We start from the raw sequence: 16,031 nt of genomic DNA on the forward strand, positions 1-16,031 counted from the left end.
ACCTATATTTATATATTTATATTTTAGATTATTTAAAAATATAATGAAATTTCTTATAAAGTTCGCATTTAGTCCTTTTTTTGGTTCTCTTTCGATAAAAATAAATAATAAAAATGCAACTGCATTTATAAATAATTAGAAAAATATAAAAAAGTATATAATATAAAAATATTTATATAATGTGAAATTAGGAGAAATGATGCTTAAAATTTTAGAACACCCACTTATTAAAATAAAACTTACTAAATTACGTGATAAAAATACATCACACAAAGAATTTAGAAGTAATTTAAATGAAATAGGTTCGCTAATGGTTTATGAAATTATGCGAAATTATAAAACAAAACCTAAACAAATTACAACTGCTTTAGGACAGGACTTTGTTGGTGATACATTTTCAAATGAAATAGTTTTGGTACCCATTTTACGTGCTGGATTAGGTATGACAGAAGGTTTACTTGATTTAATTCCACAAGCAAGAGTAGGACACATTGGAATGTATCGAGATGAAGAAACCTTACAACCAAACGAATACTTTTTTAAGATGCCTAATGTTCCAAAAGATAGTTTAATTATAGTAGTTGATCCGATGCTTGCTACAGGAAATTCAGCAGTCGATGCGATTAGACGGATTTATCAAGAGGGTTATACAAATGTACAGTTAGTGTGTCTAGTTGGAGTTAAAGAGGGTGTTAATAATGTTTTAAGTCATTTTGGAGATGACTTTCATATATATTTATCTGCACTTGATGCTAGGTTGAATAATAAAGGTTATATCGAACCTGGTTTAGGTGATGCAGGGGATAGAATTTTTGGAACAAAATAGGAGCAGAATGTCTTATAAATTTGAAGAAATAGAAAAAAAATGACAAAAATATTGACTTGATTCTAAAAATTTTGAACCTTCAAATAATTTTACATTACAAAAGAAATACATAGTTAGTATGTTTCCGTATCCTAGTGGGAAAATCCATATGGGACATGTTAAAAATTATGCTATAAGTGACGCGATGGCACGTTTTTATCGTCGTCAAGGGTTCAATGTATTTCATCCATTTGGGTGAGATGCGTTTGGTTTACCTGCTGAAAATGCAGCAATAAAAAATAATATTCATCCTAAAAAATGAACTTATGAAAATATTAAAAATATGGATGCTGAGTTAAAAAGACTTGGTTTATCTTTTGCTTGAGATCAAGAATGTATTACAGCAGATGCAACATATACAAAATGGGAACAATTTTTATTTATTCAACTTTGAAATAAAGGTTTGATTTATAAAAAGAAGAGTTTGCTTAATTGATGCGAAAATGATAATACAGTTTTAGCAAATGAACAAGTAGTTGATAATAAATGTTGACGTTGCAATGAAAATGTTGTGCAAAAAGAAATGGATACATATTATTTAAAAATAACTGAGTATGCTGATGAACTTTTAAATGATTTGAAAACATTAGAAAATCATTGACCACAACAAGTTTTGACAATGCAAAAAAATTGAATTGGTAGAGAAGAAGTATATAAAATTATCTTAGAATCTGCAAATAAAGATTTTGAAATAGTTGTTTTTGAAAAAGATTATCAAAATATTGTAAATGCAGACTTTTTGGCTATAAATTTTAAACACCCACTTGTGAAAAAACTAAAAAATCAAGGATTTTTGAACGAAAAAAAACAAAAAATACTTGATGAAATAAATAATTGTGTGATTAACAAAATTTTTGGTAAGAAATTGTCAATAAAAACACCATTTCAAGTTATTAATCCAGTTACTCATGATTTTTTAGATGTTTATATAACAGATTTCGCAAGTTTTTCTGCAAAAGAAGCACAATTTGCTTCAAGTAAGAATGAAAGTCATTTATCATTTATGAATGCAAATAGCATAAGTGTAAAAAACAAAATTAAAAATTATGTTGTTTTAGAAAAAGAACTAAAAAAGGTAGTTCAATATAATCTTAGAGATTGAGGAATTTCGAGGCAAAGATATTGAGGAACACCAATTCCTTTAATTCATTGTCAAATGTGTGGAACTATACCGGTTCCTGAATTAGATTTACCTATATTATTACCCGAAAAAGTTGAATTCACCGGAAAAGGAAATCCTATTTTAACAAACAATGAATGAGTAAAGACTAAATGCTATCGTTGTGGTATGGGTGCAAAACGAGAAACAGATACACTTGATACATTTTTTGAATCAAGTTGATATTGAATGAGATATACAACACCGCAAAAACAAAGAAATAACAACTTATTTATCAAAGAAAATCTAAATTACTGAAATCAAGTAGATGAATATATTGGTGGTATAGAACACGCGATTTTACACCTTTTATATGCTAGATTTTTTTCTAAAGCACTCGCTGACCTTGGTTTAATAAATTATCGCGAACCATTTTTAAATCTTTTAACACAAGGAATGGTGTTAAAAGATGGTGCAAAAATGTCAAAATCAAAAGGTAATGTAGTGGAACCAAAAGAAATGATAGAAAAATATGGTGCTGATGCAACCAGATTGTTTGTTTTTTTTGCTGCTCCACCAGCAAAAGAATTAGATTGAAGTGATGCAGGACTAAATGGATGTTTTAAGTTTTTGAATCGACTAAGTGATAGGATTAATGAATTGCCTGAAAATACAACCTTAGATGAAATAAATATAGAAAAGTTATCTTCACAAGAAAAGAATGCAAGAAGAAAACTTTATCAAGGAATGCAAAAATATTTAGATGTCTTTAACAAAAGAGAAAATGAATATGCATTTAATACTGTTATTGCATGAGTAATGGAAACATTTAATGAGTACGATACGATTAAAGATGTTGCTTTATTAAAAGAGATGTATTATGTCGTTTTGAATATTTTAGAACCTTTTGCTCCACACCTTGCTTGAGAATATTCAGAAAAATATTTTAATTTAAAAAACTTAAAAGATTTTAGTATAGATGAATCAGCATTAATTGTGAACGAATTAAGTTATGGTATAACCGTAAATGGTAAAGTCCGTGGGGAAATATTGGTTGATATAAATTCAAACGAATCAGAAGTTTTAGAGAAAGCACAAAAAGAAGTTACAAAATGATTAGAAGGAAAACAAATTATTAAAAAAATATTTATACCTAAGAAATTAATTAATTTTGTCATAAAATAAGGAGAATAATGAAAAATAAAAACATATACCCATTATTAGTTGTTGATACAAACTGAATGTCTTTTCCAAAAGGTATTCATCAAATAGAAACAGATGCATTTAATTTGTATTCATCTGGTGCTTTAGTTATTCCTAAAACAAATATAGAACATAAATTTGTTGTTTCGTTTACAAATAATGAGCATGAATTAGAAAGTAAAGCAGTATTTGTTAAATTCTTAAAGGCAGAACCACTTGAACCTCCTGTAAAAGATTCAGAACGAGATCAAAAATGTATGTTGACATATGAAGTTTTAGGTTTTTTTAACATAAAAGAATATGGTTTCGCTGAAACAGATGAAGATGGTTATGTTTTGTTAGAAACTTATCAACCTGTTAAAGAAGGAGATGGAGATAAACTATATGAAGAACAATTAGTCAGAGTTTGTTCGGGTGAAGTAAAGTTTGTTCCTGAAGAACCTAATTCTGATGAAACAAATGAAGTTTATAAATTTGACTTATTACCACAAAATCATGATTTAGATGCAATGCTTTCTGCTTTAAAAGGGATAAGGGATACTGAAAAAATCCCTGGTATAAAAGAAACACAATCAGTTAATATTATTTTTCAATATAATCCGATAACAAAAAAACCATATACAACCGATGACCTTTCTGCACTTATTAATTCATATTATCCGAACTTTGAATTAAAAACAAGAGAAGAAAAAATTAAGTTTTTATTTACTTTTTTATCATTTTTATCACCCGAAATAAATGAAAAGTTTGCTGCATTTTATAAATTTAACATTATTTCTTTAATGAAATTAATTGCATCCGCAACAGGTATGATGAGTCAAAATGTTGATATAGAATCACAAATGACTCAAAAGATGACAGATAAAATGGCAAGTCAACATAAAGAATATGTACTTCGTGAAAAATTAAAATATATACAAGATGAATTAGAAGGAATGAATGTTGATCCAAGCGATGATGATGATTATGCAAAAGAGTTAAAAGATAAAAATAAATCTTTCCGTTACCCTGAATCAGTAAAGAAAATTATTGCTGAAGAAACAAAGAGAGCGAACGAAATGATGGCTACATCACCAGAAGCAAATATTTCAAAAACTTATGTCAATCATCTCAAAAAACTACCATGAAGACTTACACAAAAAGAGTTATTAGATTTAGATCATGCTAAAAAAACCCTTTCTAAGTATCATTATGGACTTGAAGAAGTTAAGCAACGTGTTTTAGAATATATCGCTGTTATTATTAATACAGAAAGAAACAAAAAGAAAAAAGAAAATAAATTACCTTATGATGAAAATTATGAGATTGATATGAATTTGTTTAAGGATTCTAATAAACAAAATGATAAAACATTTAATAATGTCCCTATTATTTGTTTAGTCGGGCCACCTGGGACAGGAAAAACTTCGCTTTCTAAAGCAATTGCAGAATCATTATCCAGAAAGTTTGTAAAAATTTCTCTTGGAGGAGTGCATGATGAAAGCGAAATCCGTGGACACAGAAGAACCTATGTAGGAGCAATGCCGGGAAAGATTATCAAAGCTATTTCACAATGTTCTGTTTCTAATCCAGTTATCTTATTAGATGAAATTGATAAAATGGCTTCAACAAATAAAGGGGATCCGGCATCTGCGATGTTAGAAGTTTTAGATCCAGAACAAAATACAAAGTTTCAAGATCACTACTTAGAACATGAATACGATTTATCTAAAGCAATTTTTATTGCGACTGCTAATTATTATGAAAACATTCCTCATGCTTTAATAGACCGTGTTGAAGTTATCGAATTATCTGCTTACACATTAACTGAAAAATTAAAAATTGCACAGCAACACTTGATGCCAAAAGTAACAGAACAAGTTGGGGCAAGTAGCGACTTTATGCAGATTTCTGAAGACACAATGAAATACATTATTCAAAACTATACCAAAGAAGCCGGAGTTCGTGGATTAAAACGTGTCTTAGATAAATTAGCACGCAAATTCGTGCTTAAAAAACTCGAATTACCAAAACTAAAAAATAAACAATTCGAGGTAAAAATAAATGATTTAAAAGAACTTTTAGGACCCGAAAAATTTAAAGATAATGAAAATGATGGATACAAAACCCCTGGTGTAGTTAATGGTTTAGCATATACATCAGTTGGTGGATCAACCTTGCAAATTGAAGTTAATACTTATCCAGGAAAAGGAGAAATTAAATTAACAGGTTCATTAAAAGATGTTATGAAAGAATCTGCTAATATATCACTTTCATATGTGCGTGCAAATGCTGCTAGATATGGTATTACAGACTTTAATTTTGATGAAACAACAATTCATATTCATGTGCCTGAAGGAGCAGTACCAAAAGATGGCCCAAGTGCAGGAGTGACATTTACCACTGCATTAATATCAGCATTATCACAACGAATTGTATCATCTGAAATAGGTATGACAGGTGAAATAACTCTTAGAGGTAATGTTTTAGATATCGGTGGCCTAAAAGAGAAATCATTTGCTGCCGCTTCTAAAAACTTAAAATATGTTTTTATACCTACAGGAAATGTAAAAAACTTAATTGATGTTCCTATGGAAATTAAAGAAAAGTTAACTTATATTCCTGTATCTAATTATGAAGAAATATATGAAGTAGTTTTTGAGAAGAAGAAACCCAAAAAACAATTAGAGTTTAAGCAATAGTGAAAAAACATTTTAGTGAAAAATCATTTACTTTTTTCACTATTAACTTTATTGTTGGTTTAGGTTTCCTTACAACTTTTTCAGAAATACTAAATATAGGATTTTACGGATATTTAGTTATTGCTCTTTGCTTGCTTACAATGACAGGAACAGCATTAGTATTTGCTCGTTTGGGGAATGCTTTTAAAGAACATTATGGTGGTTCATATGCTTATGCAAGACACCTTGATTCAACCTTGTTTGAAGAACAGTCAAATGTTGAAAACAAATGATATAAATTTAAAAAAGGTTTTGTAAAGAATTTTTGTTATTTCATTGGTTGAAATCAATTCTTACAATCACCTGTTTTATCATCTGTGTCACCTTTGTTTTTAGCGCAAACTTTTGAATTAGTAATACCTAAAACTATTTCAAATTATATAACTATAATATGGATTATAAGAGTCATTGCATTTATCTTCTTTGGTGCATTGATATTGATATCAACCAAAGGATTATCACTTAATACAAAAGTTGTATTTTTAACATCTGCTGTAAAATGAGCATTTTTGTTGATAGGTTTTGTAAACTTAGTATATCTTTCGGTTATAAAACCTGGTGGATATACAGTTGTTTATGAAACAACAAAAAAAGCAACATCTACAATGATTTTTGGAAGTATTTTAGTTTTTATTTTTGCTTTTGCAGGAATTGAAGATATGGCTTCTATGGCAAAGGACGCAGAATTTAAAAATTTTAAAAGAATTTTATTTGTTTCCCTAGGAATTGTAGCAGTTGTTTACCTAGCATTTTATAGTGTTTATTTAGCAATAAAGTTTGATTCAAATAACAATGAATTTTCACAAATTTATTATCTTGTAATGAATATTACAGGAACGATTGTGTTTATTATTGGATTTATATTTAATGATATAGGGTATAAAATTACACAAACGGTATCTACAGCAAGAAAGTTAATTCCGCTTGCATTAGATAATCATATTAATCCAAAATATGCAGATCATAATAAACACGGTGAATACCGTAATGCAATCATTTTAACAGCAGTTATTACATTTATAGCAATGCTTGTTTTATGATTAGTACCAACCCTTTTAAGCAAAACAAAAGATAATGATAACCCGTTCTTTACAGCTGTTATAAAAGTAAATAGTTTAGCACTGTTAATTGAAGATACTTTAACAGCTGTTGTAGCATTAATTTTAGAAAAAAAGAAACAAATATCTAAAATCCCATGATGAGAAAAAACAATATATATAGTTAATATTTTATGAATTTCAACTTTAATTTTATTTTTCTTAGTACCAAACATATTAGGTAACAACTGAGATGAGACCAACACCTTTGTTGTAGTTGTATATCTATCATTTGTTTTGATAGGATTTATAATAAAATGAATGTGAATTTATAAACAAAAGAAACCGAACAATTTAAAAAAGATAATTTTTTGAAAGGAAATATGGAACAAAAGAAAAAAGAACAACGTTTAAAAGAACTTACAGAATTACAATATAAAGTAACTCAAGAAGGATATACAGAACATCCATATTCAAATGAATATGATGAACATTTTGAAGAAGGAATTTATGTGGATATCGTTGATGGAACACCACTTTTTAAATCACAAGATAAATTTAATTCAGGATGTGGGTGACCAGCATTTAGTAAACCGATAGATGAAGATGTTGTAACAGAACATAGCGATTATTCACATAATATGATTCGAACTGAGGTAAAAAGTAAAAATGCCGATTCACACTTAGGACATGTATTCAAAGATGGTCCAAGAAAATTAGGTGGACTTCGGTACTGCATTAATTCTGCATCATTGCGTTTTATTCCCGTAGATAAATTAAAAGATGAAGGTTATGAAGAATACCTTGAATTATTTAAAAAATAACTGTAAAGCACTATAATGTGCTTTTTGTTATTTCAAAATATAAAAAATAAAGTAAAATAACTATATGAATTTTAATGGTTCAAAAGTAGATGATTCAAACGAAGATAAGGATGTTTTAGATAACCTAATTCTGCTATCTCAATCAGGAAATGATGAACTAAAAAAAGAGCAAAAATGATTCAAAAAGAACATTAATTCAGCTTATAAATATCAGCAAAATGTTAGTATCGAATCCAAATTAATAGAAAAACAAGAAGTTTTTGATTTCGATTTTAATTATTTGTATAAAGAATTATTACAAGGTTATATAGACTTAAAAATTAAATTCGATAAACAAAACGACTCATATGTAGATGATATAGAATTTATTGAAAAAGATAAAGCACAATATTTAATTGATACATTAGCTTCAGAAGAACACAATATATCAAATACTACAAAAGTAAGAATAAAGAAAAAGAAACTTGGAGGTAGTGATGAAAGTTAATATTGCAATAGATGGGCCATCTGGAGTAGGTAAATCCACAGTAAGTAAGCAAATAGCAAGCAGATATGGTTTCACTTTTATAAATAGTGGTAGTGTATATCGGGCAATCGCAAAAAACACCATTGATAATGGTGTTGATTCTCGTGATCAAGAAAATGTTATTAAGACATTACAAAAAGGTATGATTAAACTGCTAGAAAATGACAGAATTGAATTAAAAGGAATTGATGTATCAAAAGCTATAAGGGCCGATTATATCTCACAAATAACTCCGTCTGTGGCTAAAATTCCTGCAGTGCGAGAGTTCGTGGTTGATTATATTCAACAACTTACTAAAAAACGTAAAGGATATATTATCGATGGGAGGGATACAACTTTTAAAATTATGCCCTATGCTGAAGTAAAAATCTTTTTATGAGCAGAAGAAGAAGAAAGAGCAAAGCGTAGAATGAAGCAAAATCAGGAATTAGGTTATAATACAGGTTTTGCAGAAGTGCTTTATGAAGTAAAAAAACGAGACGAACAAGATATGAATCGTGAAGTTGATCCGTTACATAAAACTGAAGATGCAGTATTTATTGATTGTACTAATTTAGAGATAGAAGAAGTGATAGCAAAGATTATGGATTTGGTTAAAGAAAGGTCAAAAGATGCATAATACAGTTGCAATTATTGGAAAACCTAATGTAGGAAAAAGCACCTTATTTAATCGTATTATAGGTAAAAAGATATCAATTGTTTATGACCAACCAGGTGTTACAAGAGATAGATTGTATGAAAAAATTACTTGATCAGGTCATGAAATCAAATTAATTGATACTGGCGGAATTGAAATTGAAAATAAACCTTTTCAAGAACAAATCCAGATTCAAGCAAAAATAGCGATTGAAGAAGCAGATGTTATTGTTTTTATTTTTGATGGAACAAACGAAATAAGTAATGATGATTTATTCATAATGAATATTTTAAGAAAAAGTAATAAACCTATTATTGCTGTAGCAAACAAACTAGAAAACAACCAGCAATTCGATTATGGTTGATATGCTTTGGGAGTTGAACATATTTATCCTGTTTCTGCATTACATGGTGAAGGTGTTGGTGAAGTTTTAGATAAGTGTTTAGAATATCTTGATTTCAGCGATGAAGACCAAAATGATTATTTTAATTTAGCGATTATCGGAAAACCTAATGCTGGTAAAAGTTCGCTACTTAATAATTTAACTAAAGAGTATCGTTCAATTGTTTCAGAAATTGCAGGAACCACACGAGATAGTGTTAAATCAACTGTTGAAATAGACCATAAACTATATAATGTGATTGATACAGCAGGAATAACAAAAAAATCAAAATTAATTGAAAGTGTTGATCATTATGCTTTAATGCGAGCAATGAATTCGCTATCAGAAGCTGATTTGTCTTTGATAGTAATCGATGCGACACAACAAGAAGTATCACATTTTGATTCTAGAATTATAGGATATGCATTAGAGAATGAAAAACCAATAATTGTGGTAATAAATAAATGAGATTTAGTTGAAAAACAAACAAATACAATGGCTGATTATGAAAAGAAAATGAGAAATAAATTTCATTTTGTTCCATGAGTTCCTTTTGTATTTATTTCAGCAAAATTTAATCAAAGAATTAATAAGTTGATAGTAACTTTATCAGAAGTTCGTGAAAATATGGAAAGAGATATAAAACCGTCGTTGCTTTCTAATTTAGTGCTTGAAACACAACTTATTCAACCAGCACAACCGTTTAATGGTGGAAGATTAAATATTTATTATGTTCGTAAAGAATTATCAAAAATACCTACTTTTACATTCTTTGTAAATAATAAAAAATTCTTACACTTTTCATATCAAAGGTTTTTAGAAAATCAATTGAGAGCTACCTTTAATTTCAAAGGTTGTCCAATTAAGATGTATTTTAAGAATAAGAATGGGTTGGAGTAAAATTGGTTGATAAAAACTAGAGTTAGTTAACATTTTCTTTAAGAAAAATAATTAAAATAAAGTAGAAGGTTATAGTGGCATTGATTAGAACCTAAATTTTTGCTGTTTTTAACCTAGCAAAAAAAACGGCATATTTTTAAAATAAGACGCCGAGTGGTCCCTTAGGCGTCCTACTTATGAATAGTATAAGGATTTTATTTATTAATGTGGTATTAAAGAAAGAAAATTTACATAATACTTTAAAATCTAAATATTCTCATATCATTTTTTAATTTTTTTCGCCATTAATTTTCTTCTTTCAGGCAAAAATTTATCTTTATAATCTTTATATGTTCAGTTTATTATATCTTTTGGAATACAGTTTTCATCGAGATTTTCATCCAATTCTTCTAAGGAAATCTTTCTACCAAGGAAAAGAGAATTATTTGTTTTTATATCTTGAATTATTTCTTTAAAATATACATTAGGTGCTTTGTCTTTGATCTTAATATTTATATTCTTTTCTAAATATACTAAGTTAGCAGAATGGTTGTATCATTTTTTCTCAGATAAAAATGAATATTCATTAAATTCATTAGAAGAATTAATTAAATATTGTTTGGGAAAAATATGGTGTTTGTCACTGATTAAATTTTTTAACATATCCTCTTGTGTTAATCAAGGAGTAAGAAATCCTTTATTGCCGTTAGCAACTGAGGCGGCATAATAACATTTTAGAAAAGGATTTTCTTGTATACTTGTATCTAAGAGTTCAGGAAGTCTTAGTTCTCAAAAATCAGTTGTCAATTCTGTTTGATCTATTTTTCTTAATATCACTTCGATTCCTAATTCTTTTATATTTCTTAAATCATTAATAACTTGATCAACATAACTATCTTTATATCTTTTTGTTAATAAAGACATTATATACCATTTAACAGTGTATTTTTTAACTTCTTCCATACCAAGACGAGAAAGTTTTCTAAGCTTTAAAAAGACTATATAAGCAATATTTATTACAACAGAATTTTTATTGATTTTTATATTTTTAAATCCTATATTTTTGATTGCTTGTGTAAAAGTATTGAAATTATATTTGTCTATAAAACTCGAAATTCCATTAATAATTTTTTCAAAATTACTTTGTATATTTTCTGGAATATATTCTCTTTTTTCGAAATCCCTACCAGATAATAATTCAACAAGATCGCTCATTTTTGCTCTATCAAAAATATGAGAAAATGAAACAAATAATATATCATTCACTGATGGTTTATAAATATAATCATTATTATTTATATTACTAAGTCAAGTAATTTTCTGACCCATTTCAGTTTTAAAAAAATCTGGATCAATTTTTTCAATCTCTCTGTAAATATTATTATCGGTTTTTAGGATTTCAGAAAAATAATTCATAACTCTAATTATATTTGTTCCGTAATTTTTATTTGCAGAAATTTTACTTATTGAATAATCCAAAAGCTTTAAAGGTGTCCCTTTGGAATTTATCCTTATAAAAATTTCTGTAAGCGTTTCCAGATCAACATATTCTTTTATTTCAATTACCCCAATATTAGTTGATCATATTTTATGTTTTAAATTATCTATTTTGCTATCGATATCTTCCATAGTTATTTCTGGATTATCATTAATATATTTTTGACAAACTTTATAATGAGAATGACCTTTAAATATATCTGAAATATCAGATATTCATTTTTTACTATTTTTTGTATATGCATTTTGTATTTTAAAAATCTCTTCATTTTTCTTAGGGAAGGGGTTAAAAGAAACAATTATTCTTCTTTTTTTATAATTTTCATCCAAGACTTCTAAACCATTAATTATTGCATTTAGAGCAGTTAACCTTTGTTGACCATCAATCAAAACAGTTTCAAAATCATCATTTGAAACATAACTCTTCCGTTTTATATCATTATTACGAGGTCTGTTTGTTATTATATAACCTATTGGGAAACCATGATATAAGGAATCGAACAAATCACTTACTTGTTTGTCTTTTCAAACATAAGGTCTTTGCATTTCGGGAATTATAAGTTTATCCTGAGAAAGTTCATAAATAATATCTTTAATTGTTCTTTGTTTTAGTTCATATTTAGTATTATTTTCCATAATCTTCCTTGTATAAATGTGAATATTTCCTTTATTATATACAAAAAAAAAAAAAAAAACAAACCACAAATTTTTGCACCGGAGCTTGTTATTTGTTTAGTAGTTCGTTTTCTTTTTCTTTGGTTAATTGAACGACTTTTTCAATTAATAAATCTACTTCTTTTTGAACAGCATCTAAGTATTTCTTTTCTTCATCCTCAGAAAGTTCTTCATTTGCTTTAATCATCTTATTTATTTCTTGACGAGCATTACGGATTCCTATTTTAGTTGCTTCAGTTAGTTTTGCTAAGTTCTTGATCATCTCTTTACGACGTTGAGTTGTTAAAGATGGAAATGTAAGTCTAATTTGATTACCTTCATCAACGGGGGGAATCCCAAGATTTGCTTTATCTAAAGCTTTAGCAATTTCTTTTACTGATACCATATCATAAGGCTTAACTAAAAGTTGTTGTGGTTCAGGAACTGAGATGTTTGCTAATTCATCAAGTGGAGTGGGAACATCATAATAGTTTACCCGAATCCCTTTAATAAGTTGTGGATTGGCTCTACCAGTAGAAATTTTTGACATCTCAAATTTAAAATGACTAATTGCTTTTTCAGATTTTTCTTGTAGTTCTAATAAATAAGTTTCTATATCCATTATTTAATTACCTCTGTGTGTGTTATTTGTCCTTTTAAAACTTTTAATATTGAATCTTCTTCGAGTAAGTTAAATATAATTAAATTAATATTGTTATCACGAGCCATACTAGTGGCAGTTAAATCCATAACTTGTAATTTTTTTTCAAGTATTTCATTATATGTAATTTTATCATATCTTTTTGCATTCGGATTTGTTTTAGGATCACTATCATAAATCCCATCGGTTCCATTTTTACCCATTAAAATAACTTCTGCACCAATTTCAGATGCATATAATGTAGATGCAGTATCAGTGGTGAAATAAGGGCGACCAGTTCCACCGACAAAGATTACAACCTCTCCATCTTCAAGGTATTTCATTGTTTTTTCATTTACATAGTTTTCCGCAACACGAGCATCAATGTTCAATGAACTTTGCACCCTTGCTTTAAGTCCCACAAGCTCAAAACCACTACGAAGCGCTAAACCATTCATTATGGTAGCGAGCATCCCGATGTAATCGGCACGATTACGAGGAATACCATTTTTTTCAGCAGATGCACCTCTTCAGAAATTACCACCACCAATAACAATAGACACTTGTACACCTTGCTTTACAATTTCTTTTAATTGTATGGCAATTTTCTTAACAAGTTCGTTATCAATTGCTAGGTGTTTTTCTTTGTTAGCAAAACCTTCACCAGAAAGTTTTATTAAGATTCGTTTATATTTAATCATTTTTCCTCTAATATAATTTATTTATCATATTATAAACAAATTTTATGAATTGTTATATTTAAATATAAAAGGACATTTAAAAATGTCCTTTTATTAATTCTTGTTATCATTTTTTATTAAAATTTTAAGGTATTTATAAAAGTTATTTGTATTTTTATGACAAGTGAATTCAACTTTTTATATTACGACTTTATGTGTTTATATAATAAACTTATACATCAGCTTTATCAGTTGTTATAATTGAAGGTAAATATTTATAAAGATTCAAAATTTCTTGTTTTGTAGCTTTTTTAATCGTTACTGATTTGCTTTTGTCAATATATTTTATGTTCATTAACAATTTTGGGTCTCTATTTTTATAATCCAAAGGAAGGTTTTCACCTAATAAATAAAAATCAACAACAAAAAATGTCAAATTATTTTCACCTTTACTTTTATAGTCAGGAACTAATACCAAATTTGGAATTTTATCATCGTTTACTCAAACCTCATACATTAATAAATTTTTCGTTTTAAAGAATTCAACAATATCTTGGTTATTTAAATAAATTTCTTTAAACTTTTCTAGATTAATTTCCTTTAATTTTTCTTCTGTTAAATTATTTATATCAAAAACTACCTTGTCTTTGAACAAATTATAGTATTTCTTGACAAAAGACAAATTAAACTTATCTAAAAACCGTTTATTTAATTCTTCAACTGAATTAATATATGAATATTTATTTTTTAATAAATATTCAAATTTACCAGCATCTTCTTTATTGTTTTTCCACATATAATAAAAATAATTATCGTTAATATCTTTAATCATATTGTCTTTTTTATAAGACAGTATATATGAATAAAAATTGCCTATATCATCTTTATTATATTTATTAGAGTCTTTTTGTGAATATGAGCAAGAAGTAACAAGTAAAGAGAAAGAAGCAGAAGAAATAGATAATATTTTTTTAATCTTATTTTTCAATATAATATCTCCTTATCATAAAATTTTGTAAGAAATTAATTACCTATATGATTTCTTACATTTTTATTTTATAAGAAAAGAAGAAAGTAATCTAGAAAAAGATATAAAAAGTCATTTAAACTTTTTATATCTGCAATTTTATGGAAAAGAAATATGCACTTATACTTACTATACAAATTACACCAGCACCTTATCAATAATTTCTTTAGCCTTTATTTTATTATTTTTAGCTAGTTCTTTTTTATAATCGCTATAATTAATTCTATTTATCTTATCTAAATTATTTTGCGCATAAATAGTATTTAAATAAGTAAATAAATAGTTATATGATGCAACATTAAATGCTATATTAGCATCTACATCATACCCCGGCAAGAATCCATCAAGTAATGTATCTTTTGCTTCACCATTACTTAACATAGTATACCACCCCAGCACTTCGTTATTAAGTTTTTCATTCGCATCCTTATACATAAACTCGAAATTACTATTTTTACCATAAGGTAGAATATCCACTAATATTTGATTCAATTTTTTTGTTTGTGGGAACACACTTTCAGTCCCAATAAAGTTATTAATATCTAAAATCGCTATTAGAGCACTAGTATATGTATTTAACTTTGTTTTAAAATCATTAAATATATTTTTTTGATTATTATATCTAGCATCATTATTTTTATTAAGTTCTTCAATTTTTTCGATCAATGATGCTTGTTGATCACCATTTTTCTTATAATCCATAACTTTAAGAGCATCATTTAATTTTTTTAATGCTTGCTTATATTCTATTAAACTAATAAAATATTTTCTTTGATTCTCATCGACGGCCATAAATTTACCACCCGAATCCGTTGCTTCATCCACTAATGATATCGGAGCATATAAAAATAAGTTCTTAGTTTGTAATTTCTTAATATCTTCACTTGGATCTTTAAGACCATAAAGAGCATCATTTTTTAAAATCTTCATTCCCTTATCATAACTAAACACATCCATTTTTGGATCATACACCCCATTTAAATTAAAAGTATATGGTAAAAAACTATATTTAAAACGACATTATAAAAATTCTTGTGTATTTTAATAAAATCTAAGTTATATCCTTAAAAAGGTAAGCAGTATATATAATAGCATCTTATCAGAAAAATTTAAAAATTTTTTTTGAAAAACCCGCAAAATAAAGCGAACAAAAGTAATCTTTTGTTCTTTTGCTTTATATTTTGCAGGTTTTTCAATACCAAATCGAAGTTTAACCAATATTTCTAAATCCGTTTGTTGCTCTAAAACTTCTGTCAATATTTCAGTTATCAAAAATATGTGCTAAAAGCAGTGATAAACTTTCCGAACTAGGAAATGAAACCTTTCTTTTTAAAATCAATTTCATATTCGAGTTTAAGGAT

General features: G+C 27.3%; 13 protein-coding genes. 8 read left to right on the forward strand and 5 right to left on the reverse strand.

The genetic code is table 4. The features are described 5' to 3' along the window. The first annotated feature begins 199 nt into the window (after nucleotides 1-199). The 8 genes from upp (at nucleotide 200) to der (ending at nucleotide 10,193) form a co-directional block, all read left to right on the forward strand. Entirely contained in the window at nucleotides 200-826 is a 627-nt protein-coding gene (gene upp / locus ACXYRR_RS02990; protein ID WP_458597804.1) for a uracil phosphoribosyltransferase, read from the forward strand. Between the two features lie 7 nt (nucleotides 827-833). Then, nucleotides 834-3,149, forward strand: coding sequence for a class I tRNA ligase family protein (locus ACXYRR_RS02995; RefSeq protein WP_458597806.1), 2,316 nt, complete (start codon nucleotides 834-836; stop codon nucleotides 3,147-3,149). A gap of 8 nt (nucleotides 3,150-3,157) precedes the next feature. After that, entirely contained in the window at nucleotides 3,158-5,848 is a 2,691-nt protein-coding gene (lon, locus tag ACXYRR_RS03000) for an endopeptidase La (protein WP_458597808.1), read from the forward strand. Then, the gene (locus ACXYRR_RS03005) at nucleotides 5,848-7,338 is read left to right on the forward strand and encodes an APC family permease (RefSeq protein WP_458597810.1); all 1,491 of its coding nucleotides are present in this window, start codon (nucleotides 5,848-5,850) and stop codon (nucleotides 7,336-7,338) included. Before lon ends, ACXYRR_RS03005 begins: the two co-directional genes overlap by 1 nt. Then, nucleotides 7,308-7,748 carry a peptide-methionine (R)-S-oxide reductase MsrB gene (gene msrB / locus ACXYRR_RS03010; RefSeq protein ID WP_458597812.1) on the forward strand — a complete coding sequence of 147 codons (441 nt, stop codon included), beginning with the start codon at nucleotides 7,308-7,310 and terminating at the stop codon, nucleotides 7,746-7,748. Before ACXYRR_RS03005 ends, msrB begins: the two co-directional genes overlap by 31 nt. 64 nt (nucleotides 7,749-7,812) lie before the next feature. Further along, nucleotides 7,813-8,235, forward strand: a complete 423-nt coding sequence (locus ACXYRR_RS03015; protein ID WP_435129568.1) for a hypothetical protein — start codon at nucleotides 7,813-7,815, stop codon at nucleotides 8,233-8,235. Further along, nucleotides 8,225-8,893: a (d)CMP kinase gene (cmk, locus tag ACXYRR_RS03020; RefSeq protein WP_458597815.1), complete on the forward strand. Its 669-nt coding sequence runs from the start codon at nucleotides 8,225-8,227 to the stop codon at nucleotides 8,891-8,893. The genes ACXYRR_RS03015 and cmk overlap by 11 nt, the downstream gene beginning before the upstream one ends. Beyond that, the gene (gene der / locus ACXYRR_RS03025; protein ID WP_458597817.1) at nucleotides 8,886-10,193 is read left to right on the forward strand and encodes a ribosome biogenesis GTPase Der; all 1,308 of its coding nucleotides are present in this window, start codon (nucleotides 8,886-8,888) and stop codon (nucleotides 10,191-10,193) included. Before cmk ends, der begins: the two co-directional genes overlap by 8 nt. A 246-nt stretch (nucleotides 10,194-10,439) precedes the next feature. On the opposite strand, the gene ACXYRR_RS03030 is transcribed toward der, so the two are convergent. The 5 genes from ACXYRR_RS03030 to ACXYRR_RS03050 all read right to left on the reverse strand — a co-directional run bounded on the left by ACXYRR_RS03030 (nucleotide 10,440) and on the right by ACXYRR_RS03050 (nucleotide 15,600). Then, nucleotides 10,440-12,305: a GmrSD restriction endonuclease domain-containing protein gene (locus ACXYRR_RS03030; RefSeq protein WP_458597819.1), complete on the reverse strand. Its 1,866-nt coding sequence runs from the start codon at nucleotides 12,303-12,305 to the stop codon at nucleotides 10,440-10,442. 88 nt (nucleotides 12,306-12,393) lie between these two features. Beyond that, nucleotides 12,394-12,945 carry a ribosome recycling factor gene (gene frr, locus ACXYRR_RS03035; RefSeq protein ID WP_458597820.1) on the reverse strand — a complete coding sequence of 184 codons (552 nt, stop codon included), beginning with the start codon at nucleotides 12,943-12,945 and terminating at the stop codon, nucleotides 12,394-12,396. Next, the gene (gene pyrH / locus ACXYRR_RS03040) at nucleotides 12,945-13,664 is read right to left on the reverse strand and encodes a UMP kinase (RefSeq protein ID WP_458597822.1); all 720 of its coding nucleotides are present in this window, start codon (nucleotides 13,662-13,664) and stop codon (nucleotides 12,945-12,947) included. Before pyrH ends, frr begins: the two co-directional genes overlap by 1 nt. A 211-nt stretch (nucleotides 13,665-13,875) precedes the next feature. Next, nucleotides 13,876-14,631, reverse strand: a complete 756-nt coding sequence (locus tag ACXYRR_RS03045; protein ID WP_458597824.1) for a hypothetical protein — start codon at nucleotides 14,629-14,631, stop codon at nucleotides 13,876-13,878. A gap of 177 nt (nucleotides 14,632-14,808) precedes the next feature. Continuing rightward, nucleotides 14,809-15,600, reverse strand: coding sequence for a hypothetical protein (locus ACXYRR_RS03050; protein WP_458597826.1), 792 nt, complete (start codon nucleotides 15,598-15,600; stop codon nucleotides 14,809-14,811). Between the last annotated feature and the right edge of the window lie 431 nt (nucleotides 15,601-16,031).

It is taken from the genome of Mycoplasma sp. 246B (assembly GCF_054353935.1).